Consider the following 24,557-nt stretch of genomic DNA (forward strand, 5'->3'; position numbering starts at 1 on the left):
GCCTATCGGGCCACGCCGGGACCCCCGGCGTCGGCACCGGGCGCGGCCCCCGGCCCGGCTTCCCGTCCGGGTGCCGGGCCGCCCAGCAGCAGGCGTTCCAGCGCGGCCCGGTCGGGCAGCGGCCCGGGTCGGGTCAGCTCCCCTGTACGAACGTGCAGGAAAGCGGCCGTGACCTGTGACAACGGCACTCCGCGCTGCTCGGCCCAGGCGAGCCGGTAGACGGCCAGCTGCAGCGGGTCGGCGGTGCCGGCCCGCCCGGTCTTCCAGTCGACGATCTCGTAGCCGTCACCCTCCCGGTACACCGCGTCGATCCGTCCTCGGATCACCCTCCCGGCGAGGCCGAGCTGGAACGGCGCCTCGACGCGGTAGGGGGTGCGCTCGGCGTACGGGGTCCGCAGGAAGGCCTCCTTGAGCGCGGCGAGGTCGCGTTCGTCGGCGATCTCGTCGTCGCCCTCGATGCCGGGCAGCTCCTCGGGGGCGATCAGCGGCAACTCCTCGAAGCGGGACTCGACCCAGGCGTGGAAGCGGGTGCCGCGCCGGGCCGCGGGCCGCGGCGGACGGGGCATGGGGCGGGCCAGCTCGCGGGCGAAGCCGTCGGGGTCGGCGGCCACCCGCAGCAGCGCGGAGGCGCTGAGCGTGGTGGGCAGCAGGACGTCGCGGACGGCCGCCCGGGAGCGGAGCAGCTCCTCGGTGAGGGCGTCGAGGTCCCGGTCCCAGGACGCGACGGCGCGGGCCTCCTCGGGGAGCAGGGCCCTGTCCCCGCCTCCGTACCCGGGCGGACCGGGCTGCCCGGGGATGGCGGGCCGGTCGGCGGGCCGGTCCTCTTGGTCGCCGGCGTCGTCCTCGCCGTACGGAGCTTCGTACGGGTCGCCGTAAGCGTCGTAGTCGTCGTACGCGTCGTCGTCGTACGGCGGCGGTTCCTCCTCGTCCTCGGGGGGCGGCGGCCACTCGGGGTCGGACGGCGCGGCCACGGGGTGCGCGGCCGGGGCCTGCAAGTGGGCCAGCACGTTGCGCGCGGCCTCGCGGCGACGGGCCATGGCGGCCTGGTCCAGGGGCAGCGGCCACGGTGTCTCGCCGGTACGGGCCAGAGCCGGGTTGCCGGCGTCGGGTGCGGGCTCCTCGGCCCAGTGCTCGACCTCGCCGTGGCCGGCCTCGCAGTGCGCACGCAGCGCCTCGAGGAAGGCGGACGGGCCGAAGGGCCGCTTCTGGCTGGGCCCCCACCAGTGACCGGAGCCGAGCAGCAGGGAGCGCGGCCGGGTGAAGGTGACGTAGCCGAGCCGCAGCTCCTCGACCCGGTTGTGCTCGGCCATGGCCGCCTTGAAGCCGGCCAGGCCCGCCCGGGACCACTCCTCGACATCGGGGAGGGTGGCGGCGTCACCGCGCAGCGCGTGCGGCAGCACCTTTGCGTTGAAGTGCCACAGCTCGCGGCCCCGCTCGCTCGGGAAGCCCTTGCGGACCAGCCCCGGGACGGCCACGACGTCCCACTCCAGGCCCTTGGACTTGTGCGCCGTGAGCACCTTCACCGTGTTCTCGCCGCCGGGCAGCGAGCTGTCCAGGCCCTTCTCGTACTGCGCGGCGGTGCGCAGGAAGCCGAGGAAGGCCAGCAGCGTGGCCTCGCCGTCCAGGGAGGCGAAGCCGGCCGCGATGTCCAGGAAGGCGTGCAGGGTCTCCCGACGGCGGGCGGCCAGCGCGTGCGGGGACGCGGAGAGCTCGACCTCCAGGCCGGTGACGGCGAGCACCCGGTGCAGGACGTCCATGAGCGGGTCGGCGAGGGAGCGGCGCAGCTCGCGTATCTCGGTGGCCAGGCGCGCGAAGCGCACCCGCGCCTCGGCCGAGAAGGGCAGGCGGTCCTCGGGCTCGCCGTCGACGAAGGTCTCCAGGGCGTCGGCGAGCGAGATCACCTCGGCCGGATCGACGCCCTCCACCGCGGCGGCCAGCCGGTCCGCGGTGTCGCCGCGGCCCGGCACCAGCAGCCGCGCGCGCCGCCCGAGCAGGGCCAGGTCGCGCGCCCCGATCCGCCAGCGCGGCCCGGTGAGCAGCCGGACGAGGGCGGCGTTGGCCGTCGGGTCCTGCAGCACCTCGCAGACGGAGACCAGGTCGGCGACCTCCGGCAGGTGCAGCAGCCCGGACAGGCCGACCACCTCCACCGGCACGTCGCGGGCGACGAGGGCCGCGTGGATGTCGGCGAAGTGAGCCGCGGCCCGGCACAGCACGGCGATCTCGCCGGGCGCGGTGCCCGTGCGGACCAGGTGCGCGATGGAGTCGGCGATCCAGGCGATCTCCTCCTCCTGGGTGGGCAGCAGCGCGCAGCGCACCACGCCGTCCCGTTCGGCGCCGGGAGCGGGCCGCAGGGCCTCGACGCCCTCGTGGCGCTCGCGCAGCTCGACGGCGAGGTCGTTGGCGAGGTCGAGCAGCCGGCCGCCGCTGCGCCGGTTCTCCGACAGGGACTGGCGGCGGGCGGGTGTCCCGTCGGTGTGCGCGAAGTGGAGCGGGAAGTCGTCGAGGTTGGCCACCGAGGCGCCGCGCCAGCCGTAGATGGCCTGGCAGGGGTCGCCGACCGCGGTCACCGGATGGCCCGTGCCGTCGCCGAAGAGGGCGGAGAGCAGCAGGCCCTGGGCGACGGAGGTGTCCTGGTACTCGTCGAGCAGCACCACGGCGTACTGCTCGCGCAGGATGCGGCCGACCTCGGGGCGGGTGCGGGCCAGGGTCGCCGACAGGGCGATCTGGTCGCCGAAGTCGAGCAGGTCGCGCTGCTTCTTCTCGGCGCGGTACGCGGCGGCGAGCCCGGTCAGGTCGACGCGGGCGCGGGCCGTCTCGGGGAGCCTGCGCAGATCCGCGTTGGTGAGCCGGACGCCGTCGAGGGCGGCGAGCCACTCCCGGTCGTGGGCGAGCAGCCGCTCGGGCGGCACCAGGTGCTCCGACAGCTCGCCCTCCAGCGCCAGCAGGTCGCTGACCAGGTTCGGGATGCCCTTGGTGAGCGCCGGGAAGGGGCCGGGCGCGGCCCGCAGGACGCGCGCCGCGAGCTGGTAGCGCGTCGCGTCGGCGAGCAGCCGCGCGGTCGGCTCCAGCCCGATGCGCAGCCCGTGCTCCTTGAGCAGCTGTCCGGCGAAGGCGTGGTAGGTGGAGATCTGCGGCTCGCCCGGCGCGTGGTCGGGGTCCGCCGGGTCGGGATCGCCGACGCCGGCCCGGACGAGGGCCTTGCGCACGCGCTCCGACAACTCCCCGGCGGCCTTGTTCGTGAACGTCAGCCCCAGCACCTGCTCGGGCGCGACCTGCCCGGTGCCGACCAGCCACACCACGCGGGCCGCCATGACGGTCGTCTTCCCGGAACCGGCACCGGCCACGATCACCTGCGGGGCGAGCGGCGCGGTGATGCACGCCGTCTGCTCCGGGGTGAACGGGATGCCCAGCAGCTCCTTCAGCTGCTCGGGACCGGTGATGCGGGAGGACACGAAGGGGAGGTTATCGGGCGCCACCGACAGCCGACGCCGCCGCCCGTTCCCGCCGGACACCTCGCGCGCGTCCAGCACGGCGAAACATTGGAGGTGACCGTGAGCGGAACCCCGGTGGCCCGTCTCGTGCCCGTCTCGGGCAGCCAGTCCGTACTGGACCGCATGGTCGCCGAGGGACGCGCCACCCCACCCGCGGCCTCAGGGCCGCTCCCGGTGCCGCCTGTGCTCGGCGATCCGGGGATCGACACGGCGGCCGCGCTCGTCGACATGCGCGAGGGGGAGCGCTGGTGATCTACCTGGACTCGGCGGCGATCGTGAAGCTGGTCCGCCGGGAGCAGGGCACACGGGAGTTGGTCACCTGGCTGAACGACCGCCCTGACGAGCCTTTGGTGTCGTCGTCGCTCGTCGAGGTGGAGGTCCCACGTGCCCTGCGCCGGTCGGCCCCGCAGGCACTCGCCGGCGTCCCCGGTGTGATCACCCGGCTCTCTACCGGTTCGGGATCGACGCGACCGTCCGTGCCACGGCTTCCGCTTACGGCGATCCGCTGCTCCGCTCGCTCGACTCGTTCCACCTGGCGACGGCGCAGCTCCTCGCCGGCCAGGCGGGCGCGGATCCGCTCGTGTTCGTCACCTACGACCAGCGCCTGCTGAAGGCCGCACAGGATCTCGGGCTGAGGGCCGAGGCCCCCGGCGGCTGAGACCGCCGCCTCACTCCACGACGTGCCGTCCCTCCGCGCGGGCGCTGCAGGAGGCGCGGAAGGCGCAGTTCTCGCAGTGCTGGCCGGTGGAGGGGGTGAAGCGCTCGTCGAGGACGCGGGCGGCCGCGCCGGCGAGCAGGGTGTCGGCCCAGTCGCCGCTCAGCGCCTCCTGGTGCTGGACGGTGGGCTGGGTCTCGCCGCCGTCGCGGCGGGCGGCGCCGATGCGGAGCTGGACGAGCTCGGCGCCGCCGGGGGCGGGCCGGGTGCCGTGGAAGAGCTCGTCGACGGCGCCCTCGCGGACGGCCAGCTGGTAGACGGCGAGCTGCGGGTGGCCCTCGACCTCGGCGGCGGTGGGCTTGGCCTTGCCGGTCTTGAAGTCGACGACGTAGGCGTTGCCGTCCGCGTCGGTCTCGACGCGGTCCATGCTGCCGCGGATGCGGACGGCCACCTCCCCGGCCTCCAGGGTGACGTCGAAGCCGTGCTCGGAGGCGACGGCCTGGCGGCCGCGTTCCATGACGTGCCAGCGCAGGAAGCGCTCCAGGGCCGCGCGGGCGTTCTCCTTCTCCTGTCGGGACTTCCAGGGCGCGTCGAAGGCCAGCGCGTTCCACACCGAGTCCAGCCGCTCCATGAGCACGTCCAGATCGGCCGGGGTGCTGCCGGAGGCGACCTCGTCGGCGAGGACGTGCAGGACGTTGCCGAAGCCCTGGGCCGCCGTGGAGGGCGGCTCGGCCTTCACCTCGCGGCCGAGGAACCACTGCAGGGCGCAGGTGTTGGCCAGCTGGTCCAGCGCGCTGCCGGAGAGGGTGACCGGCTTGTCCCGGTCCCGCAGCGGCACCTCGGAGCGGGTCTGCTCGTACAGGCCCCACCAGCGTTCCGGGTGAGCGGCGGGCACCAGGGGCTGGCCGGCGTCCTCCAGGGCCGCGAGCCGCGCCAGGCGGCGGGCGGCGGCCTCGCGCAGGGACGGGGAGACGGCCGGGTCGACGGTTGTGGCGCGCAGCTCGGCGACGAGGGCTGCGACGGACAGCGGGCGGCGCGCCCGGTGGGTGACGTCGGCGGGCTCGACGCCGAGTTCGGTGACGAAGCGGGAGGGCTGGTCGCCGTCGTCGGCGGCGGCCTTCACGGCGGTCACGACGAGCCGCTCGCGGGCCCGGGTGGCCGCGACGTAGAAGAGCCGGCGCTCCTCGGCGAGCAGCGCGCCCGGGGTGAGCGGCTCGGCGAGGCCGTCGCGCCCGATGCGGTCGGCCTCCAGCAGCGAGCCGCGGCGCCGCAGGTCGGGCCAGAGCCCCTCCTGCACGCCGGCGACGACGACGAGCCCCCACTCCAGGCCCTTGGAGCGGTGCGCGGTCATCAACCGTACGGCGTCGGGGCGTACGGCGCGGCGGGTCAGCACGTCGGCGGCGATGTCCTGGGCGGACAGCTCCTCCAGGAAGTTCAGCGCGCCGCGGCCGCCGGTGCGCTCCTCGGCGCGGGCGGCGGCGTCGAAGAGCACGCACATCGCGTCCAGGTCCCGGTCGGCGTTGCGTCCGGCCGCGCCGCCGCGCGCCGCGGCCCGCTCCAGCCGGCCGGGCCAGGGGGTGCCGTCCCACAACCCCCACAGCGCCTCCTCGGCGGTGCCGCCGCCGGCCAGCAGCTCGCGTCCCTTGCGCAGCAGCCCGCCGAGCCGCTGGGCGCCCCGCGCGTACGAGGGGTCGTGCGCCACCAGCCGCTCGGGCTCCGCCAGCGCCTCGGCGATCAGCTCGTCCGACGGCCGCGGCACGGCGGCCCCGGCGGCCCGCTCCTCCTCGCGCAGGGCACGGCCCAGGCGGCGCAGGTCGGCGGCGTCCATGCCGCCGAGCGGGGAGCCCAGCAGGGTGAGGGCGTCCTCGACGCGCAGGCCCGGCTCGGGGGCGTCGGGCAGGGCGGCGTGGGCGCAGACCCGCAGGGCGAGCAGCAGCGGGGCGACGGCGGGCTCGTCGCGCAGCGGGAGGTCGTCGCCGTCGATGTCGACGGGCACCCCGGCGGAGGTCAGGGCCCGCCGCAGTACGGGCAGCGAGCGGGAGCCGGCGCGGACCAGGACGGCCATGTCGGACCAGGGGACGCCGTCCTCCAGGTGGGCGCGGCGCAGGACGTCGGCGATGCCGTCGAGTTCGGCGCCGGGCGTGGGGTAGGTGCGGACGGCGACCGAGCCCCCGTCGCGGACCGGCGTGAGTTCGCGGTGGGCGCGGACGGCGGCGGCCGGGAGCCGGGTCAGCGGCATCCGCCGCGTGAGGAGCCGGGTCGCGGCCAGCAGGCCGGCGCCGGAGCGGCGGGACGTGGTGAGGACGCGGACGCCGGCGGGGCGGCCGTCGGCGTGCCGGAAGGCGTCGGGGAAGCCGAGGATGCCGTTCACGTCGGCGCCGCGGAAGGCGTAGATGGACTGGTCGGGGTCGCCGAAGGCCACCAGGTGGCGGCCGCCGCCGGCGAGCGCCTGCAGCAGCCGCACCTGCGCCGGGTCGGTGTCCTGGTACTCGTCGACGTAGACGGCCTCGTAGGCGCCGGCGAGGTGGCGGGCCACCTCGGGACGCCCGGCCAGCAGCACCGCGCGGTGCACCAGTTCCGCGTAGTCGATGACGCCCTGGAGGTCGAGGACGTCCAGGTACTCGGCGAGGAAGCCGGCCGCCGCCGACCAGTCGGGGCGGCCGGTGCGGCCGGCGAACGCGGCCAGGGCGCGCGGGCCGAGGCCCAACTCGCGGGTACGGGCCAGCACCGCCCGCACCTCGTCGGCGAAGCCGCGGGTCGTCAGCGCCGCGCGCAGCTCGTCCGGCCAGCGCACCCCGGTCCGCCCCCGCCGTTCCAGTTCGGCCTCGCCCGCCAGGAGCTCGCGCACCGCCAGGTCCTGCTCGGGGCCGGACATCAGCCGCAGCGGGTCGGCGAACAGCTCGGGGTCCTGGTGGGCGCGGACCAGGGCGTAGCAGAAGGAGTGGAAGGTGGTGGCCTGCGGTGCGGCCGCGCCGCCCATCCGGGCGGCCATGCGGTCCCGCAGTTCACCCGCGGCCTTGCGGCTGAAGGTGAGGACGAGGATCCGTTCCGGGTCGGTGCCGCGCCGCACGTGTTCGGCGACGGCCTCGACCAGGGTGGTGGTCTTCCCGGTGCCCGGTCCGGCGAGGACGAGCAGCGGACCGCCGGGGTGCTCAACCACCGCGCGCTGTGCGGCGTCCAGTTCAGGGGGCGTCACCGGTTCCGGAGCGGTCCGTAGCAGCCGGTAGCCGCCGGAAGGCCCGACCGTCCCCCCGGAGCGCCGTGCGGCGGCGTCCGTCTGGCGTGTGGAGGAGGAGGTCACGTGGTTCGCCGGTTCCGTGTGCGTGCGGGTGCTTGTGCGGTGGCCTGTGCCGCCGGTGGCCGGGGGAGGCCGGGTGCCGACGGTACGCCACCGGTCACCGGGGGCACCGCACGTCCCGTCCTTCCCGTACGGATGCGGGAGCGGCCGGGCGCGGACTGCCGTACTCCGTCCGGACGGCCGATCGCATCAACCGGTCCCGGATGGCGGAAGCTGGATGGTGTGAGCGTCCGGTCGTCAGTCGTCCCCGCCGGGGCCGGGCACGGGGTCCGTGCCGTCCCAGCGGGCCCCGCGCATGTCGAGACGGGGTATGTGGCCCTTCGCCGCCCGCGGGGCCGGGCGCAGGGGGGTGCCCTCGGCGCGGTAGTGCTCCAGGGCGCGCAGCTCGTGGCCCGGCAGCAGCCCGCCGTCCGCGCGCACCACGCGCCACCACGGCACGGCCCCGCCGTACAGCGCCATGACGTGGCCCACCTGCCGGGGGCCGCCCTCCCCCAGCCACTCGGCGACGTCGCCGTACGTCATGACCCGTCCGGGCGGGATCCGCTCGGCGACGTCCAGCACGCGCTCCGCGTACGCGGGGAGCTCCGGGACGTCGTCCGGAGCGTCGTCCGGGTCGTGCGCGGTGTCCTTGCTCATCCGTCACATGGTGCCCCACGGCACCGACAGTGGCGGGCGCAGCGAGCGCGCGCGGGGGCGCCCGGAACGGCGAATTGCCCCCTCCTGCGCCCATGCGCGGGCTGCTCGTGCCACCATCATCCGGGCGGTGACTGGTGATACGAGATCAAAAAGAGACAGCCGGAGATCACGACGTGAGTGGGAACGGAGCCGCTCGCGCGGTCCCCGCTGCCTCCGAGGGCCGGGGGGACGCCGCTCCTGCGGCCCCGCACGAGGGCGCCGAGCAGGCCGTGTCCGCGTCCGGTGACGCCCCGCGCGGTGAGAGCCGCGGCACATCCGCGGCCCCGTCCGGGGAGCCGGCGGCGACGCCCGCGCGGTCCGGGGACGACACCCCGGACGGACCCGGCGCCACCGGAACCCCCGGCGGCGGCCCCACCGGCCGCACCGGGGACCCGGGCACCGACGAGCCGGACGGCACCGACGGCCCCGACGCCGAGGAGCCCGCCACCGGCACCTCCCCGCACACCGACCCGGTGGCGCGGGACGAACCGCTGCTGCCCGCGCGCGTGCACCGGCCCGTCGACCTCGTGCGCTTCCTCTTCGGGCTGCTCGGCATCGCGATCGTGCTGATGATCGCGGGCTTCGCGCACGCGACGACCTCCGGCGTGGAGCAGGACATCGCCGAGGGCGCGACGCACGCGCCCGAGCCGCTGATCACGATCGCGGGGCTGCTGGCGACCGTGGCGGTGCTGATCGTGCCCGTGGCGTTCGCCGTGGAGCGGCTGATCAAGCGGGACGGGCTGCGCATCGCGGACGGCGTGCTGGCCGCGGTCCTGGCCCACGGGGTGTCGCTCGCGACCGACCTGTGGGTGTCGGACGCGGCGCCGGTGGCGATCCGGGACGCGCTGACCCGGGACGCGCCCGGCGGCGGGATCACCGACCCCGTCCACGGCTATCTGGCCCCGGTGATCGCCTACATGACCGCGGTCGGCATGGCCCGCCGCCCGCGCTGGCGGGTGGCGCTGTGGTTCGTGCTGGTCGTGGACTCCTTCGCGGTGCTGGTGGGCGGGTACACCACTCCGTTCTCGATCATCGTCACCGTGCTCATCGGCTGGACCGTGGCCTACGGCACCCTCTACGGGGTCGGCTCGCCGAACGTCCGGCCGACCGGCCAGAACCTGCTCGCGGGCCTGCGCCGGGTGGGCTTCGCCCCGCTGACGGCGGTCCGCGCCGAGGACGAGTTCCCCGACGCGCCCGACTCCGACCGCGGCCGCCGCTACCTGGTGACCCTGGAGGAGGGCCCGCTGCTCGACGTCACGGTGGTGGACCGCGAGCAGCAGGCACACGGCTTCTTCTACCGGATGTGGCGCCGACTCCAGCTGCGCGGGATCACCCAGCGGCGCAGCCTGCAGTCGCTGCGCCAGGCACTGGAGCAGGAGGCGCTGCTCGCCTACGCGGCCATCGCCGCCGGCGCCAACGCCCCGCGGCTGATCGCCACCTCGGAGCTGGGCCCGGACGCCGTGATGCTGGTCTACGAGCACATGGGCGGACGCTCGCTGGACGCGCTGCCGGACGAGGAGATCACCGACGACGTCCTGCACGGCGCCTGGGAGCAGGTGCGGGCGCTGCAGTCGCGGCGGATCGCGCACCGCAGGCTGGTCGGCGAGGCCCTGAAGATGGATCGTTCCGGCAGCGTCTTCCTGACCGACCTGCGCGGCGGGGAGATCGCCGCGGGCGACATCGTGCTGCGCATGGACGTGGCGCAGCTGCTCACCACCCTGGCGCTGCGCGTCGGCCCGGAGCGGTCGGTGGCCTCGGCCGTCGCCGTGCTGGGCCCGGACGCCGTCGCCGACTCCCTGCCGCTGCTGCAGCCGATCGCGCTGAGCCGCACCACCCGGGCCACGCTGAAGCAGCTCGCCAGGGAGCGGGCGCAGCGCGAGCGCGACGCCGTGCTGGCCGCGTCCCGGGCCCGGCGGGCGGACGGGGCGACCGGGGACACCGGCGCCAAGGACGCGGGCAAGGAGACCAAGGCCGAGCGGCGGGCCGAGAAGAAGGCGATGGAGGACGCGCTGGAGGGGGTCCGCGAGGAGGACCTGCTCACCCGGATCCGCCACCAGGTGCTGCTCATCCGTCCGCAGGCCCCGGTGGAGCCGGTGCGGCTGGAGCGGGTGCGGCCGCGCACGCTGATCAGCATCATCGCGGGTGCCTTCGCCGCGTACTTCCTGCTCTCCCAGATCAGCAGCATCGACCCGGCGACGCTGCTGGGCGAGGCGAACTGGATCTGGGTGATCGTGGCCGTGCTGGCCTCCGCGCTCAGTTACGTCGCGGCGGCGATGGCGCTGTCCGGATTCGTGCCGGAGAAGCTGTCCTTCCTCCGCACCACGCTGGCGCAGATCGCCGGCTCCTTCGTGAAGCTGGTGGCCCCGGCCGCCATCGGCGGTGTGGCGCTCAACACGCGCTATCTGCAGAAGTCGGGTGTGCGCCCCGGCCTCGCGGTGGCGAGCGTGGGCGCCTCGCAGCTGGTCGGCCTCGGCTCGCACATCAGCCTGCTGCTGGTGTTCGGCTACATCACCGGCACCGAGAAGACGCCCTCGCTGTCGCCGTCCCGGACGGTGATGGCGGGGCTGCTGACGGCCGGCGTGCTCTTCCTGGTCGTCACCGCCGTCCCGCCGCTGCGGCGCTTCGTCTCCACCCGGGTGCGGGCGCTGTTCGCCGGGGTGGTGCCGCGCATGCTGGACGTGCTGCAGCAGCCGATGAAGCTCACCACGGGCATCGGCGGCACACTGCTGCTGACCCTCGCCTTCGTGCTGTGCCTGGACGCGAGCATCCGCACCTTCCACGGCGAGGTGAACTTCGCGGCGATCGCGGTGATCTTCCTGGCGGGCAACGCACTGGGCTCCGCCGCCCCGACCCCGGGTGGTCTGGGCGCGGTCGAGGGCGCGCTGATCGCCGGTCTGACCACCATCGGCCACCTGGACTCGGCGACGGCCACCTCCGCGGTGCTGCTGTTCCGGGTGCTGACCTTCTGGCTGCCGGTACTGCCAGGCTGGCTGGCGTTCACCACGCTCACCAGGCGGCAGGCTCTGTGAAACTGCCCACTGACAGGAGATGTCAGTGGGCCGCCCCTACGGTCCCCGCATGGAGACCACGCACATCGTCGAACTGCGGCAGTACACCCTGCGCCCCGGCGCCCGGGACACCCTGACCGAACTGTTCGAGCGCGAGTTCGTCACCGGCCAGGAGGCCGCCGGCATCCGGGTCGGCGGCCGTTTCGCCGACCTGGACGACCCGGACCGCTTCGTGTGGATGCGCGACTTCCCCGGCATGCCCGCGCGGCTCCGCTCGCTGTGCGCCTTCTACGGGGGCCCGGTGTGGCGGGCGCACCGGGACGCCGCCAACGCCACCATGACCGACTCCGACGACGTCCTGCTGCTGTGCGGTCCCGGCTACCGCGTGCCGCCGGACGCGGGTCAGGTCGTCGTGACCGTCTGCCACCCAGCCGACCCGGCGGTCTTCGCCGAGGCCCTCGCGGGGCCCGGCGGGCTGCCTGCGGACGCCGCGGTGCACCGCAGCGAGCACGCGGTGAACGACTTCCCGGCGCTGCCCGTCCGTACCGGCGAGGACGTCGTCCTCTGGTTCACCGCCTTCGCCGACGCCCGGGAGCGGCCCGGAGGGCCCGTGCTGCCCGCCGCAGTGGCACGGCTCACGCTGCTGCGGCCCCCGCAGCGGCTGCGGCTGGCCCCGGTACGTGTACCGGGGCCCGGGGGCCCGCGGCCTCAGCGCAGGACGTCGCCGAGGTCGTAGCCGACGGGTTCCTCCAGCTGCGCGTAGGTGCAGCCGGCCGGGTCGCGGTCGGGCCGCCAGCGGCGGAACTGGGCGGTGTGCCGGAAGCGGTCGCCCTGCATGTGGTCGTAGGCGACCTCCAGGACGCGCTCGGGCCGCAGCGGGATCCACGACAGGTTCTTCCCGGCGCTCCAGCGGCTCTGGGCCCCCGGCATCCGCCCGCCGGGCTCTGCGTCGGCCCAGTCGGCCCAGGGGTGGCCCTCGGCGGACTCCATGCGCAGCGGCTCCAGTTCGGCGACGAGTTCCTCGCGGCGCCGCATGGCGAAGGCGGCGCAGACGCCGACGTGCTGGAGCCGGCCGGCGGCGTCGTGCAGGCCGAGCAGGAGGGAGCCGACGACAGGACCGGACTTGTGCCAGCGGAAGCCGGCGAGCACGCAGTCGGCGGTGCGCTCGTGCTTCACCTTGATCATCACGCGTTCGTCGGGGCGGTAGCCGACGTCGGTGGGCTTGGCGACGACGCCGTCCAGTCCGGCGCCCTCGTACTGCTCGAACCACCGCCGCGCGAGCTCGATGTCGGTGGTGGCGGGGGCGACGTGGACCGGCGCCCGTGCCGGGCCGAGCGCGTCGACGAGGGCCTGGCGGCGCCAGGTCTGCGGGTCGGCCATCAGGGAGCGGTCGCCGAGCGCCAGCAGGTCGAAGGCGACGAGGGAGGCGGGGGTGCGTTCGGCGAGCTGGCGCACCCGGGAGTCGGCGGGGTGGATGCGCTCCAGCAGCGCGTCGAAGTCCAGCCGGCCCTCGCGGGCGATGACGATCTCCCCGTCGACGACGGCGCGCGGCGGGAGTTCGGCGCGGACCGCCTCGACGACCTCCGGGAAGTAGCGGGTCAGGGACTTGCCCGTGCGGCTGCCGATCTCCACCTCGTCGCCGTCCCGGAAGACGATGGCGCGGAAGCCGTCCCATTTGCCCTCGTACAGCATGCCGGGCGGGATCGCGGCGGCGGACTTGGCGAGCATCGGCTTCACGGGCGGCATCACCGGGAGGTCCATGCCGCGATTCTCCGCCCGACAGGCGCCGCCCGCCCGTCGGGCCTACCGTGTCGGGGACGGGAGAGGCGGTGACGGCATGGCAGAGGCGGTCGAGCTGACCGTCGGCGAGCGGACGGTCCGGATCTCGAACCCGGGGAAGGTGTACTTCCCGGAACCGGGCTTCACCAAGCTGGACGTGGCCCGCTACTACCTCGCGGTCGGCGACGGCGTCCTGCGGGCGCTGCGCGACCGGCCGACGACGATGGAACGTTACCCGGACGGGGTCGAGGGCGAGTCGTTCTTCCAGAAGCGCGCGCCGAAGAACACCCCGGACTGGATCCCCACCGGCCGCATCCGCTTCCCCTCGGGCCGCCACGCCGACGAGATCTGCCCGACCGAGGCGGCCGCCGTCGTCTGGGGCGCCAACCTCGGCTGCCTCACCTTCCACCCCTGGCCGGTCCGGCGCGGCGACCTCGACCACCCGGACGAGCTGCGCATCGACCTCGACCCGCAGCCCGGCACCGACTTCTCCGACGCGGTGCGCGTCGCCGGCGAACTGCGCGGGCTGCTGGAGGAACTGGGCCTGCGCGGCTGGCCCAAGACCTCCGGCGGGCGGGGCCTGCACGTCTTCGTCCCCATCGAGCCGGAGTGGACGTTCACGGGGGTGCGGCGGGCCGCCATCGCCATCGCCCGCGAGATGGAACGGCGGATGCCCGGACAGGTCACCAGCGCGTGGTGGAAGGAGCAGCGCGGCGAGAAGATCTTCGTCGACTACAACCAGACCGCGCGCGACCGCACCATCGCCTCCGCCTACTCCGTACGGCCCAAGCCGCACGCCCCGGTCTCCGCGCCGCTGCGCTGGGAGGAGGTGCCGCAGGTGCACCCGCGGGACTTCGACCTGGTCACGATGCCCGCGCGGTACGCGGAGCTGGGCGACGTGCACGCCGGCATGGAGGAGCACGCCTACCGGCTGGACGCCGTCCTGGAACTGGCCGAGCGCGACGAACACGACCGCGGGCTGGGCGACCTGCCGTACCCGCCGGACCACCCCAAGATGCCCGGGGAGCCGATGCGGGTGCAGCCGAGCCGGGCCAGGCGCACGCCGGGCGGCGAGGCCGGCGGGGACTGACCGCGCGGCACGGGGCGCGGCACGACCCCTTCCCACCGCGACCGCACTGACGCATCATCAGGCGCATGCCCGCGCCTCGACCCGTGCCCCTGGACGAGTACCCGGTCCATCAGATCGCCCGTTCCATGCGCCATGTCGCGACCGGTGACCGCAACGCCTACGACCGCTCGATCTTCCACTTCTTCGACCACGAGGGCCGCGCCCTGCTCGTCACGGGCCTCGGCGTCTACCCCAACCTCGGCGTCACCGACGCCTACGCGACCCTGACCCGCGGCTCCGGCATGCTCGCCGTGCGCGCCTCCGACGCGCTCGGCGAGGACCGCATGCGGCAGCATGTCGGGCCGCTGCGCGTGGACGTCCTGGAACCGCTGCGCAGACTCCGGTTGACCTGCGACGACGAGTTCCTCTCCTACGACCTGGAATGGGAGGCCGCCTTCCCGGCCGTCGAGGAGCCGCACCACGCCCAGTACCGCGGCGGCCGGCTCTTCCTGGAGGCCAGCCGCTTCGTCCAGGCCGGCACCTGCCACGGCGTGGTCCGCACCGGCGACGGCGAGGAGATCCGCGTGGAACGCGGCCGCTGGACGGCCACGCGGGACCGCAGCTGGGGTGTGCGCCCGGTGCCCGGCGAGGCCCCGGGGCGGGCCGAGGAGGAGCACCGCCCGCCCGGTTTCCACTGGTTGTGGATACCGATCCGGTTCGACGACCGCTTCGTCATGGTGATCGCCCAGGAGGACGCCGACGGCTACCGCTCCCTGGACGAGGCCCTGCAGATCACCGAGCACGGCCCGGACCGGCAACTGGGCCGGGCCGCGGTCGACATCACCTACCGGGAGGGCACCCGGGTGCCGGTCTCGGCCGTCGTCCACCTCGACAGAGGGAAGATCGAGGCCGAGGTGATGGTCTCCAGCCCGCTCGCCGTCGGTGCCGGCTACCCGCCCGCCCGCGACTGGCAGCACGGCGAGTGGAAGGGCCGCGGATGGCTCGACCGCCGTGCGTACGACCTGACGGATCCGGCGGTCATGGCGCCCGCCGCGTACGGAGTCACCGACCACGCCGCGCGTTTCGCCTGGGACGGCCGGGTCGGCTACGGCATCTTTGAGCACGGCAGCTTCGGCCGCCACACCCCCAGCGGCTTCACCGGTCAGGAGGCCATGTGACAACGGTGCGCACCACCACCCGCGATCCCCGACTGCTGCGCAGCCGCCTCGACGAGTGGCTGGCCGCGAAGCACCCCGGCGCCCACAGCCGCGGCGTGCACCTCCCCGCCGCCAACGGCCTGTCCAGCGAGACCGTCCTGTTCGACCTGGCCGTCCCCCACCCGGAGGGCACCGCGCGCCAGCGCATCCGCCCCTGCGTGCTCCGGCTGGCCGGCGACCCCGACGCCTACGCCGTCTTCCCGACGTACGACATGGCCGAGCAGTACCGCGTCATCCGCACGGTCGCCGCCCGCACCCGCGTCCCCGTGCCCGAACTGCTGTGGCTGGAACCCGACGCGGGGCCGCTCGGCGCGCCGTTCTTCGTCATGGAGCGCGTCCCCGGGCGCGTCCCGCCGGACGTCATGCCCTACACCTACGGCGGCAACTGGCTCTTCGACGCCTCCGAGGAGGACCGGGCCCGGCTGGAGCGTTCGACGGTGCGGGTCCTCGCCGAACTCCACACCGTCCCCGGCGAGGGGACGCTGCGCGCGCACGTCGACGCCCAACGCGCCTACTACGAATGGGTCGTCGACGGACCGGCCCGCTCCCCCCTGATCGAGCGGTCCTTCGCCTGGCTGGAGAAGCACTGGCCCGCCGACCCCGGGCCGTCCGTGCTCAGCTGGGGCGACGCCCGGATCGGCAACATCGTCTACGACGCGGACTTCTCCCCGGCCGCCGTCCTCGACTGGGAGATGGCCTCCTCCGGCCCCCGCGAACTCGACCTCGCCTGGCTGGTGTACCTGCACCGCTTCTTCCAGGACCTCACCGTCACCGCCGGCTTCCCCGGCATGCCGGAATTCCTCGACCGCGACCGCATCGCCGCGATCTACGCGGAACTCACCGGGCACACCCCGCGCGACCTGGACTTCCACCTCCTGTACGCCGCGCTGCGGCACGCGGTCGTGATGCTGCGGATCGGACACCGCCAGGTCCACTTCGGGGAGCGCGAGATGCCGGCCGACCCCGACGCGCTGATCCTGCACCGGGACACGCTGGAGGCGATGCTGGAGGGCCGCCACCGCTGACCCCCACGACCGGCCGGAACCTCACGATCCGTGACCACGGGGTCGCCCGGGGTGCCCGCAGCGGCGCTCCCGGCGGCCCCGCGGCCTGTTCCGGCGCCGCCCGACGGGCCCGGGCGTCCCACGAACTGCAGCCGGACGTCATCCGTGCCACCCTGACGGGGGAACGGGATGTTGTTATTCACCCGTTTGTCATGTCGTGCACCGCCGTGTCCCGGTACGGGCTGCGACCCTCGGTCGGGAGGGGCTCGCGCCGTCGTGAGGAGTACGCATGCACCAACACCTCGCCCGCACCGTCACGGCCGCCGTCCTCCTCGGAGCCTCCGCGTTCGTCACCATGCCGGCCCAGGCCGCGCCCGCGGACCCCTCCTCCCCCACGGTCTTCGCCCACCGCGGTGCCTCCACCGAGGCCCCCGAGAACACCCTGGCGGCCGTGCGCCGGGCCCACGAGCAGCACATCAAGTGGATCGAGAACGACGTCCAGCGCACCAAGGACGGGGCCCTGGTCGTGATCCACGACGCGACGCTGAGCCGTACGACCGACGTCGAGCAGGTCTTCCCCGACCGCTCCCCCTGGCGCGTCGCCGACTTCACCCTCGCCGAGATCCGCCGGCTCGACGCCGGCAGCTGGTTCGCCCCCCGCTTCCGCGGCGAGCGCGTCCCGACGCTGCAGGAGTATCTGACCCTCCTCGACCGCGACCAGCAGGGCCTGCTGCTGGAACTCAAGCAGCCCGAGCTCTACCCGGGCGTCGAGAAGCAGACCGTCGACGCCCTCGAGAAGGCCGGCTGGCTCGACCAGGCCCACCTCACCGGCCGCCTGGTCGTCCAGAGCTTCAGCGCCGACGCCCTGCGCCGCACCCACGAACTGCGCCCGGCCGTCGTGACCGGCTTCCTGGGCAGCCCGCCGGTCTCGCAGCTGAAGGAGTACGCAGCCTTCGCCGACCAGATCAACCCGGACGAGAAGGACGTCACCTACGCCTACGTGCGGGCCGTCCACAGCGTCGACGGCCCCGACGGCAAGCCGCTGCGCGTGAACGCGTGGACGGTCGACGACCTGACCACCGCTGTCCGCATGGCGGCCCTCGGCGCCGACGGCATCATCACCAACCGCCCGGACGTCATCCGCAACGGCGTGCAGTGACCCGGACAGGAGAGTGCGGGGCCCGTTGAACCGCCCGGCCCGCGGCGACGTACCAGTCACCGTGGGTGGCACAGGGTCGCCGACAGCGGAGAAAGGGCCCGACGATCCCCGTGGATGCGAGCCGTCCCGTCAGCGACACCCGCGAGAGCCACGTCCGGCCCGAGGTGCCGGGCCTCGAGGGGCTCCGCGGCCTGGCCGCCCTGTACGTACTCCTGTTCCACTGCTGGCTCTACACGTTCCCCGGGTATCCCGACAGTTCGGCCCCCTGGTGGCTGGACGGGCTCATGTACGGCCGCCTCGCCGTCGTCTTCTTCCTGATGCTGTCCGGGTTCTCCCTGGCCATCTCCCCGGCGCGCGACGGCTGGCGGCTGGGCGGTGCCGCCCGTTTCCTGCGCCGCCGGGCCTGGCGCATCCTTCCCCCGTACTGGGCGGCGCTCGCGATGAGCCTGGTCATCGCCTGGTTCGTGGTGCCGGCCTCGCACTTCGGGCCGCCCACGGGCGCGACGGTCCTGGTGTACGGCCTCGTCGCGCAGGACGTGTTCACCGCGCCGACACCGAACGGCACGTTCTGGTCGATCGCCGTGGAGGCGGAGCTCTACCTGCTCTTCCCGCTGCTCCTGCTCGTGCGGCGGCGGCTGGGCGCCGTGGTGCTGGTCGCGGGCGTGACGCTCCCGGTCGTCGCCCGCGGCCTGATGGCCCCGGGCGCGTCCCCGGTGGAGGGCGACAACTGGCTCACCCCGCACCTGGCCCCGGTGTTCGTCGCCGGACTGGTGGGCGCGGGGATCGTCGCCGCCTCGGCCCGGGTCCGGCGCCTGCCGTGGCACTGGTTCGCCGTGGCGGCCGCCGCGCCGGTCGCGGCGCTCGCCGCCGTCAGGGGCCCGGTCTGGACGGTGGACCACTACTTCTGGGTGGATCTCGCCGTCGCGCCCGCCATGACGATGCTGATCGCCGCGGTCGCCACGGGGCGACCGGCCCTCCTGCTGCGACTGCTGACCTCGCGTCCCGTCCGGGGCCTGGGCAACGTGTCGTACAGCCTCTATCTGATCCATCTGCCGGTCGTCATGGCCGTCATCCGGCGCGTCGCCCCGCGGTTCGTCGCCGCGGGACTTCCCACGTTCTGGTTCACGCTCCTGGTGGCGTTGCCCGTCTCGCTGCTGGGGGCGTGGCTGTTCGCCCGGGCCTTCGAGCTGCCCTTCAAACGGCACCGCTCCTGGAAGTCCCTGCCGGTGCCGCGCCGTTCCGTCGCCGCCGCCCCGGCACGGCGCGAACCGGCCGGGGCCACGACGGCAGGTCCGTGACGTCCGGCCCATGGGAACGGAAAGGCCCGCGGCGTCCGAACCGGTCGGACGCCGCGGGCCTTCGCTGTCCCGTCGGTCAGTAGACCGGCTTGTCCGGCTCGATCGTGTTGACCCAGCCGATGACGCCGCCGCCGACGTGGACCGCGTCGGCGAAGCCCGCGGACTTCAGCACGGCGAGGACCTCGGCGGAACGCACACCGGTCTTGCAGTGCAGGACGATCTTCTTGTCCTGCGGGAGGTCCTGGAGGGCGCTGCCCATGAGGAACTCGTTCTTGGGGATCAGACGGGCGCCCGGGATGGAGACGATCTCGTACTCGTTGGGCTCGCGGACGTCGATGATGTCGATGTTCTCGCCGTCGTCGATCCACTCCTTGAGCTGCTTCGGAGTGATCGTCGACCCCATCGCCGCCTCCTGCGCCTCCTCGGAGACGACACCGCAGAAGGCCTCGTAGTCGATGAGCTCGGTGACGGTCGGGTTCTCGCCGCAGACCGCGCAGTCCGGGTCCTTGCGGACCTTGACCTGGCGGTACTGCATCTCCAGGGCGTCGTAGATCATCAGCCGGCCGACCAGCGGCTCGCCGGTGCCGGTGAGGACCTTGATCGCCTCGGTGACCTGGATGGAGCCGATGGACGCGCACAGCACGCCCAGGACGCCGCCCTCGGCGCAGGAGGGGACCATGCCCGGCGGCGGAGGCTCGGGGTAGAGGCAGCGGTAGCAGGGACCGTGCTCGGACCAGAAGACGGACGCCTGGCCGTCGAAGCGGTAGATGGAGCCCCAGACGTACGGCTTGTTCAGCAGCACGCACGCGTCGTTGACCAGGTAGCGGGTCGCGAAGTTGTCCGTGCCGTCGACGATCAGGTCGTACTGGCTGAAGATGTCCATCACGTTGTCGGCCTCGAGCCGCTCCTCGTGAAGGACCACGTCGACGTAGGGGTTGATGCCCTTGACGCTGTCGCGGGCGGACTCCGCCTTGGAGCGGCCGATGTCCGCCTGGCTGTGGATGATCTGGCGCTGCAGGTTGGACTCGTCGACCTCGTCGAACTCCACGATGCCGAGCGTGCCCACACCGGCGGCGGCCAGGTACATCAGGGCGGGCGAACCGAGACCGCCGGCGCCCACACAGAGCACCTTCGCGTTCTTCAGCCGCTTCTGCCCGTCCATCCCCACATCGGGGATGATCAGGTGGCGGGAGTACCTGCGGACCTCGTCGACGGTGAGCTCGGCGGCCGGCTCGACCAGGGGTGGCAGCGACACGGGGACTCCGTTTGTCGATCGATCACTACGGATGTTCTCCCCGTAACACTGCCACGCCCTTCTTCATTCCGAGACTGCCGTTCCGAAGGCCGAGACGGATTTTGGTCACATGCTGGGCGGCGGCTGACGGCGCAGCATGCGCGAGGCCTCGTCCCAGTAACCCGGCAGGCCGTCCCAGGCAGCGTGGTCGGTGCGGTCGGTGAAGTAGACCGTCGCCGCGCCCTGCCAGCGGGCGATCCGCATGGCGTTCTCCAGGTGCGGTGCGGGGACGCCGTGCACCAGGTGGCAGAAGCGCTCCGGCGGGTACGCGGCCGTCCATTCCGGGGCCTCCGACCAGCGGTACTGCGTCCACGGCCCGGCGAAGGTCACCAGTTGGTCGGCCGCCTCGGCGTAGCCCTCGTACGGATGGCAGCCGTGGCCCAGCACGACGTGGCCGGTGCTGCCGCCCTCCACGCTCAGCAGCGCGCGCACGGTGGTGATCACCCGTCGGCAGTCGGACAGCTCCGAACTCGTGGTCGGGGCACGGTCGAGGTAGAAGCCGTCGACCCGGTACCAGTCGAGGAAGCGGTGCGCGTCGGCGACCAGCTGCCCGAAGGGGCGCGCCCCGTGCCGGGTGTCCAGGTAGCCGAGCACGGGCACCGCCGCGTCGCGCAGCCGGGCGCACGCCTCGGTGTAGAGCGGGTCGATCCGGGCGCCGGGGCCGCGCGCCACGTTGAGCACCACCCAGTGCATCGGGGCCTCCGGGCGGGCCAGTTCGGCCCATTCGCCCGGGGCCACCAGCGGGTGCGCGTACGCGGGGACCCCGAAGCCCAGTCCGTCACAGCGGTCGACCGGCCTGCGCAGGCCGCTCGGATTCACACGCGGCATGCCGCCTCCATCCAGACGTCGGCGAGGGATTCCTCGAGGGCGATGCGCGGACGCCACCCGAGGCGGTCGCGGGCGGTGCGGATGTCGGCCTGCTGCCAGACCCCGCAGCCGTCCGGGTAGTGGGCGTGGCCGCTGCCGTTCGCCATCAGGTGCGGGTCCTCCACCTCGTGGAGGGCGCCCGTGTAGCCCGCGGCGTTGGCCAGGGCCGCGGCGACCTCGCGCAGCGGAACGGCGCGACCCGTGCCGATGTTGACCAGGCCCTGGGCGGCGGAGAGCGAGGCCGCGTGCACGGCTCGGGCCACGTCGCGCACGTCCACGAAGTCCCGCTGCACGCCGAGGCCGGTCAGCTTCAGGTCGCCGTCGCCGGTCTGCATCGCCCGGCGCATCGCCTCCGCGAGCCGCCCGATCGGCGAGGCGGTGGACGTCCCCGGCCCGACCGGGGTGAAGACCCTCAGCACGACGGCGTCGAGCCCCGAGCCCAGGACGAGTTCCGTCCCGGCCAGCTTGCTGACCCCGTACGGGCCGCCCGGCCGGGGCACGGCGTCCTCGGCCGTCGAGGAACCGGTGGGCGAGGGCCCGTACTCCGCGGCGCAGCCCACCTGGACCAGCCGGGCCGAGGTGGCGCTGCGGCGCATCGCCTCGCACACGGAGGCGACGGCGATCGTGTTGTGCCGGGTGAGTTCGCGTGCCCCGCCGCGTGTGGCGCCCGCGCAGTTGACGACGACCCCGGGGTGGACGGCGTCCATGAAGCGCGCCAGCGCGCCGGGGCTGCCGGACGACAGGTCGAAGCGCACGTCGGCGTCGTCGCTGCGGCCGAGCGCGGTCAGCTGCACGGCGGGGTCGGCCAGCAGCCGCTCGGCCACGTGGCGGCCGACGAATCCGTTGGCGCCCAGGAGGAGGACTCTCATCGCGTGCGCCTCCGCTGCGCGTGCCGTGGCCTGGGATGCGGGTGGGTCATCGTGGGTGGCTCCTTGGCTTCTTCTTCGGAACTGTGGGGTGTGCCGGGCCGGCCCGGCCGCCGCCCGCTCATCGCGGCGCCGCCGCGGCCGTGTACGCCGAGGCGCGCGAGAGCGTGGTCAGGGCGTGGGCCGCGAGCGCCAGGGCGGCGCCCCCGCAGGCCAGGGCGGGGACGGCGCCCGCTGGAAGGGGGAACCGGTCCAGCAGGGCGGCGGCGAGGGCCACGGCCTCGGTGGCGCAGGCGAGCCCGGTGCCGATGGCGGCGGGGTCCGGGTGGCCGTGCACCGCGAGCAGCCGGGCGGTGAACAGCAACAGGGCGAGCGCGGCGGGACCGGCCAGCGCGGCGGGCGTGAGCGGGGCGCCGGCCACCGCGCGGGCGGCGCACAGCAGCGCGAGCGCACAGGCGAGGAAGAGCGCGAGCGTGCCCGCCAGCAGCGGCCGTACCGCGCCGCCGAACTCCTCCAGGGTGCGGCTGCGCAGCAGATGGCCCCTGGAGCGCACATCGAAGCGGTGGGCGCACCAGGCGGCCGGTGCGAGGGAGAGCGCGAGCGCGGTGAGCTCGGCGGCGTCCGCGGCGGGCAGCGCACCCCCGGCGAGGCCGTCGACGGCGCGCGGCCCGTACAGCCCGAAGACCACCAGCCAGCAGCTCCACACCGCGCCGCCCGGGCCCGTGCCGTAGGGCGCCCTCAGCGGTCCGCGGCGCAGGGCGGCGAGGAGCGAGAGCAGCAGCAGCGGCACGGCCACGGCGACCACCGTGACCGGCGGCAGCACGCGCAGCGCCCCGCTCGCGGCGGCGCAGACGGCGCCCGGGGCGAGGGTGAGCAGCAGGGCGGGGCGGTCCGCGGTCCGGCCCGCGGCGGGCGGGGCGCCGGCGCGGGGCACCCGGGCGTACAGCTCCTCGGCGAGGGTGAAGACGTCGCGGTGCCGGAAGCCCGCCGCGACACGGTCGGTGACGCCCTGCGCCTCCAGCCCCGCCACGATCTCCAGCGGGTCCACGGCCTCGGCGCACAACCGCTGGTGACGGTGCATCAGGGCGCGGACGGGGTCGGCGGGGCCGCGTTTGCGGGGGGCGCCCCTGCGGGCGCCGGTGCCGCTCTCCTGTACGTGGCTCATGCGCGCTCCCGCCTCTCGGCTCCGGCGTACGCGGGCTCGCGGGCGGCGAGCGCCCAGGCGGGCGCGGCCGTCCAGCGGCCGGGGACACGGGACTCGGCGGGCCTGCCGAAGGGGACGGGGGTGCCGTCCGGGTCGCGCAGCGGGGCGTGGCGCCCGGGCGCGTGGGCGACCAGGTCGAGGTAGATCTCGCGGAACGCCGCCAGGTTCCGCTCGACGGTGAAGAGCTCCAGGGCGCGTTCGCGGGCGGCGGCGCCGAGCCGCTGCCGGCGCTCGGGGTCGCGCAGCAGGGCGACGCAGGCCTCGGCGAGCGCCTTCGGGTTGCGCGGCGGCACGACCAGGCCGGTCCCGCCGATGACCTCCCGTACGGCACCGGCCTCCGTCGACACGGTGGCCCGGCCGCAGAGCATGGCCTCGACCAGGGTGACCGGGAATCCCTCGACGACGCTGGAGAGGACGACCACGTCGCCTGCCGCGTACGCGTCGGGCAGCGCCGGGGCGCCCGGCGAGCCGAGCTCCTCGAAGGTGACCGGGTTCTCCCCCGCGGTGACGGCGTCGGCCGCCTCGTCCGGGAAGAGCTGCGCCGCCAGGGAGCGGCACTGCTCCAGGTACGCGGGGTCGCCCTCGCCGGCGCGGACGACGCGCAGCCGCGCCCCGGGCTCCTCCTTGCGCACCTCCCCGAAGGCGTGCAGCAGCCCGATCAGGTCCTTGCCGGGGTCGGCCCGGCCGACCCACACCAGCGTGGGGTCGCCGCCCTCGGCCTCGGCGGCCGGCTCGGGCAGGGGCCCCTGGTAGCCGGGGTAGACCGTGCGGACGCGTTCCCGGTCGGCGCCGCAGTGCTCCTGCCAGCGGCGCGCGTGGGCGTTGCCGGGGGTGACCAGGGCGGCCCCGCGGTAGGCCTCGCCCGCCAGGTGGCGGTGGAAGGCGGCGAGCAGGGCGCGTACGGGGGCGGACAGGCCCGCGGCGCGGTGCAGCAGCAGGGTCTCGCGCAGCCGCACGCCGTACTCGGTCACCAGCAGCGGCGTGCCGAAGAACCGTTTGGCCAGCAGCGCGGGCAGCAGCGCGGTGCCGCCCGTCACGGCGTGGCAGAGGTCGGCGGTGGCGAGGGCGTCGCCGAACTCGTCGTACCAGGGCGCGGAGAGCGGCCGCAGCACGCGCTCCACCTGGTCGGCGGCGAGCAGGAGGTCCCCCACCCCGGCCTGCGCGACGAGGGGTCGCGCGCCGGGCGCCCGGCACACCTCCTCCAGTACGCGCACCGCGTGCTCGGAGCGGAGCAGCGCCGGGATGCCGCCGTCCTCGCGGGCGAGTTCGGCGAGGCCGTAGAGCGCGGAGGCGAAACGGTCCGCCACACCATTGGCCCCGGCGTCCCCGGCCAGCACCCCGACCAGGTCGCGGTACTGCTCCAGCGCCTGCGCCCGCCTGCGGCGCGCCTTGCCGGACACGGCCCCGGGCCCCGGCGCGGGCCCCCACAGCGGCAGCGCGCGCACGTCCCGCACCTGCGGCGGCAGCGCCACCATCCCCGCGGCCTCGGCCCGTTCGCTCCTGCCGAGCGCGTACACCGCGAACTCGTGCCCGGTGAGCCCGCGTACGAGCCGGTCGACCCAGGCACCCCCCTCACCCCGGGCGTACGGATAACCACCCTCCGCGAGTAATGCGATACGCACGTCTGCCCCCTCTCGGCACCGGTCTGTTCGGGCGCGATGACCGTATTCCGG

The 24,557-nt window shown here is 74.8% G+C and carries 17 protein-coding genes; 8 read left to right on the top strand and 9 right to left on the bottom strand.

All coding sequences use genetic code 11. The features are described from left to right. Positions 1-2: 2 nt before the first annotated feature. Positions 3-3,452, bottom strand: coding sequence for an ATP-dependent helicase (locus OIE69_RS15675; protein WP_326572551.1), 3,450 nt, complete (start codon positions 3,450-3,452; stop codon positions 3-5). A 99-nt stretch (positions 3,453-3,551) separates the two neighbouring features. Here OIE69_RS15675 and OIE69_RS15680 point away from each other — a divergent pair, with 99 nt between their 5' ends. Beyond that, on the top strand, positions 3,552-3,743 hold the full coding sequence (locus OIE69_RS15680) for a hypothetical protein (RefSeq protein WP_326572552.1): 192 nt from the start codon (positions 3,552-3,554) through the stop codon (positions 3,741-3,743). Between the two features lie 416 nt (positions 3,744-4,159). On the opposite strand, the gene OIE69_RS15685 is transcribed toward OIE69_RS15680, so the two are convergent. Continuing rightward, on the bottom strand, positions 4,160-7,447 hold the full coding sequence (locus OIE69_RS15685) for an ATP-dependent helicase (protein ID WP_326572553.1): 3,288 nt from the start codon (positions 7,445-7,447) through the stop codon (positions 4,160-4,162). Between the two features lie 234 nt (positions 7,448-7,681). Further along, positions 7,682-8,080 carry an MGMT family protein gene (locus tag OIE69_RS15690; RefSeq protein WP_326572554.1) on the bottom strand — a complete coding sequence of 133 codons (399 nt, stop codon included), beginning with the start codon at positions 8,078-8,080 and terminating at the stop codon, positions 7,682-7,684. A gap of 173 nt (positions 8,081-8,253) precedes the next feature. Between OIE69_RS15690 and OIE69_RS15695 the strand changes: the two genes are divergently transcribed. Both OIE69_RS15695 and OIE69_RS15700 read left to right on the top strand, forming a co-directional pair. Then, positions 8,254-11,148 (top strand): lysylphosphatidylglycerol synthase domain-containing protein, encoded by a 2,895-nt coding sequence (locus tag OIE69_RS15695; protein WP_392567514.1) that lies wholly within the window; start codon positions 8,254-8,256, stop codon positions 11,146-11,148. Positions 11,149-11,197: 49 nt separating this feature from the next. Beyond that, positions 11,198-11,863 (top strand): NIPSNAP family protein, encoded by a 666-nt coding sequence (locus tag OIE69_RS15700; RefSeq protein WP_326572555.1) that lies wholly within the window; start codon positions 11,198-11,200, stop codon positions 11,861-11,863. Here the strand turns inward: OIE69_RS15700 and OIE69_RS15705 are convergent. Further along, the gene (locus tag OIE69_RS15705) at positions 11,836-12,888 is read right to left on the bottom strand and encodes an ATP-dependent DNA ligase (RefSeq protein ID WP_326572556.1); all 1,053 of its coding nucleotides are present in this window, start codon (positions 12,886-12,888) and stop codon (positions 11,836-11,838) included. The genes OIE69_RS15700 and OIE69_RS15705 overlap by 28 nt on opposite strands. A 76-nt stretch (positions 12,889-12,964) precedes the next feature. Between OIE69_RS15705 and ligD the strand changes: the two genes are divergently transcribed. The 5 genes from ligD (at position 12,965) to OIE69_RS15730 (ending at position 18,653) form a co-directional block, all read left to right on the top strand. Further along, positions 12,965-13,996 carry a non-homologous end-joining DNA ligase gene (ligD, locus tag OIE69_RS15710; protein WP_326572557.1) on the top strand — a complete coding sequence of 344 codons (1,032 nt, stop codon included), beginning with the start codon at positions 12,965-12,967 and terminating at the stop codon, positions 13,994-13,996. A 65-nt stretch (positions 13,997-14,061) separates the two neighbouring features. Further along, positions 14,062-15,153, top strand: coding sequence for a hypothetical protein (locus OIE69_RS15715; RefSeq protein WP_326572558.1), 1,092 nt, complete (start codon positions 14,062-14,064; stop codon positions 15,151-15,153). Next, entirely contained in the window at positions 15,150-16,217 is a 1,068-nt protein-coding gene (locus OIE69_RS15720; RefSeq protein WP_326572559.1) for a phosphotransferase family protein, read from the top strand. The genes OIE69_RS15715 and OIE69_RS15720 overlap by 4 nt, the downstream gene beginning before the upstream one ends. Before the next feature lie 268 nt (positions 16,218-16,485). Further along, the gene (locus OIE69_RS15725) at positions 16,486-17,355 is read left to right on the top strand and encodes a glycerophosphodiester phosphodiesterase (RefSeq protein ID WP_326572560.1); all 870 of its coding nucleotides are present in this window, start codon (positions 16,486-16,488) and stop codon (positions 17,353-17,355) included. A 110-nt stretch (positions 17,356-17,465) separates the two neighbouring features. Next, a complete protein-coding gene (locus OIE69_RS15730) occupies positions 17,466-18,653 on the top strand; it encodes an acyltransferase family protein (protein WP_326572561.1) in 1,188 nt (395 codons plus the stop codon). Between the two features lie 76 nt (positions 18,654-18,729). Here OIE69_RS15730 and moeZ read toward each other — a convergent pair whose 3' ends face one another. The 5 genes from moeZ to OIE69_RS15755 form a co-directional block, all read right to left on the bottom strand. Next, positions 18,730-19,908, bottom strand: a complete 1,179-nt coding sequence (moeZ, locus tag OIE69_RS15735) for an adenylyltransferase/sulfurtransferase MoeZ (RefSeq protein ID WP_326572562.1) — start codon at positions 19,906-19,908, stop codon at positions 18,730-18,732. Positions 19,909-20,013: 105 nt separating this feature from the next. Then, the gene (locus tag OIE69_RS15740; RefSeq protein ID WP_326572563.1) at positions 20,014-20,775 is read right to left on the bottom strand and encodes a spherulation-specific family 4 protein; all 762 of its coding nucleotides are present in this window, start codon (positions 20,773-20,775) and stop codon (positions 20,014-20,016) included. After that, the gene (locus OIE69_RS15745) at positions 20,763-21,683 is read right to left on the bottom strand and encodes an NAD-dependent epimerase/dehydratase family protein (protein WP_326572564.1); all 921 of its coding nucleotides are present in this window, start codon (positions 21,681-21,683) and stop codon (positions 20,763-20,765) included. The genes OIE69_RS15740 and OIE69_RS15745 overlap by 13 nt, the downstream gene beginning before the upstream one ends. Before the next feature lie 118 nt (positions 21,684-21,801). Beyond that, complete coding sequence (locus OIE69_RS15750) at positions 21,802-22,845, bottom strand: hypothetical protein (RefSeq protein WP_326572565.1); 1,044 nt, start codon at positions 22,843-22,845, stop codon at positions 21,802-21,804. Beyond that, positions 22,842-24,506 (bottom strand): DUF3492 domain-containing protein, encoded by a 1,665-nt coding sequence (locus tag OIE69_RS15755; RefSeq protein ID WP_326572566.1) that lies wholly within the window; start codon positions 24,504-24,506, stop codon positions 22,842-22,844. The genes OIE69_RS15750 and OIE69_RS15755 overlap by 4 nt, the downstream gene beginning before the upstream one ends. Between the last annotated feature and the right edge of the window lie 51 nt (positions 24,507-24,557).

The sequence above is a fragment of the Actinacidiphila glaucinigra genome (assembly GCF_035918135.1).
Taxonomy (GTDB): domain Bacteria; phylum Actinomycetota; class Actinomycetes; order Streptomycetales; family Streptomycetaceae; genus Actinacidiphila; species Actinacidiphila glaucinigra.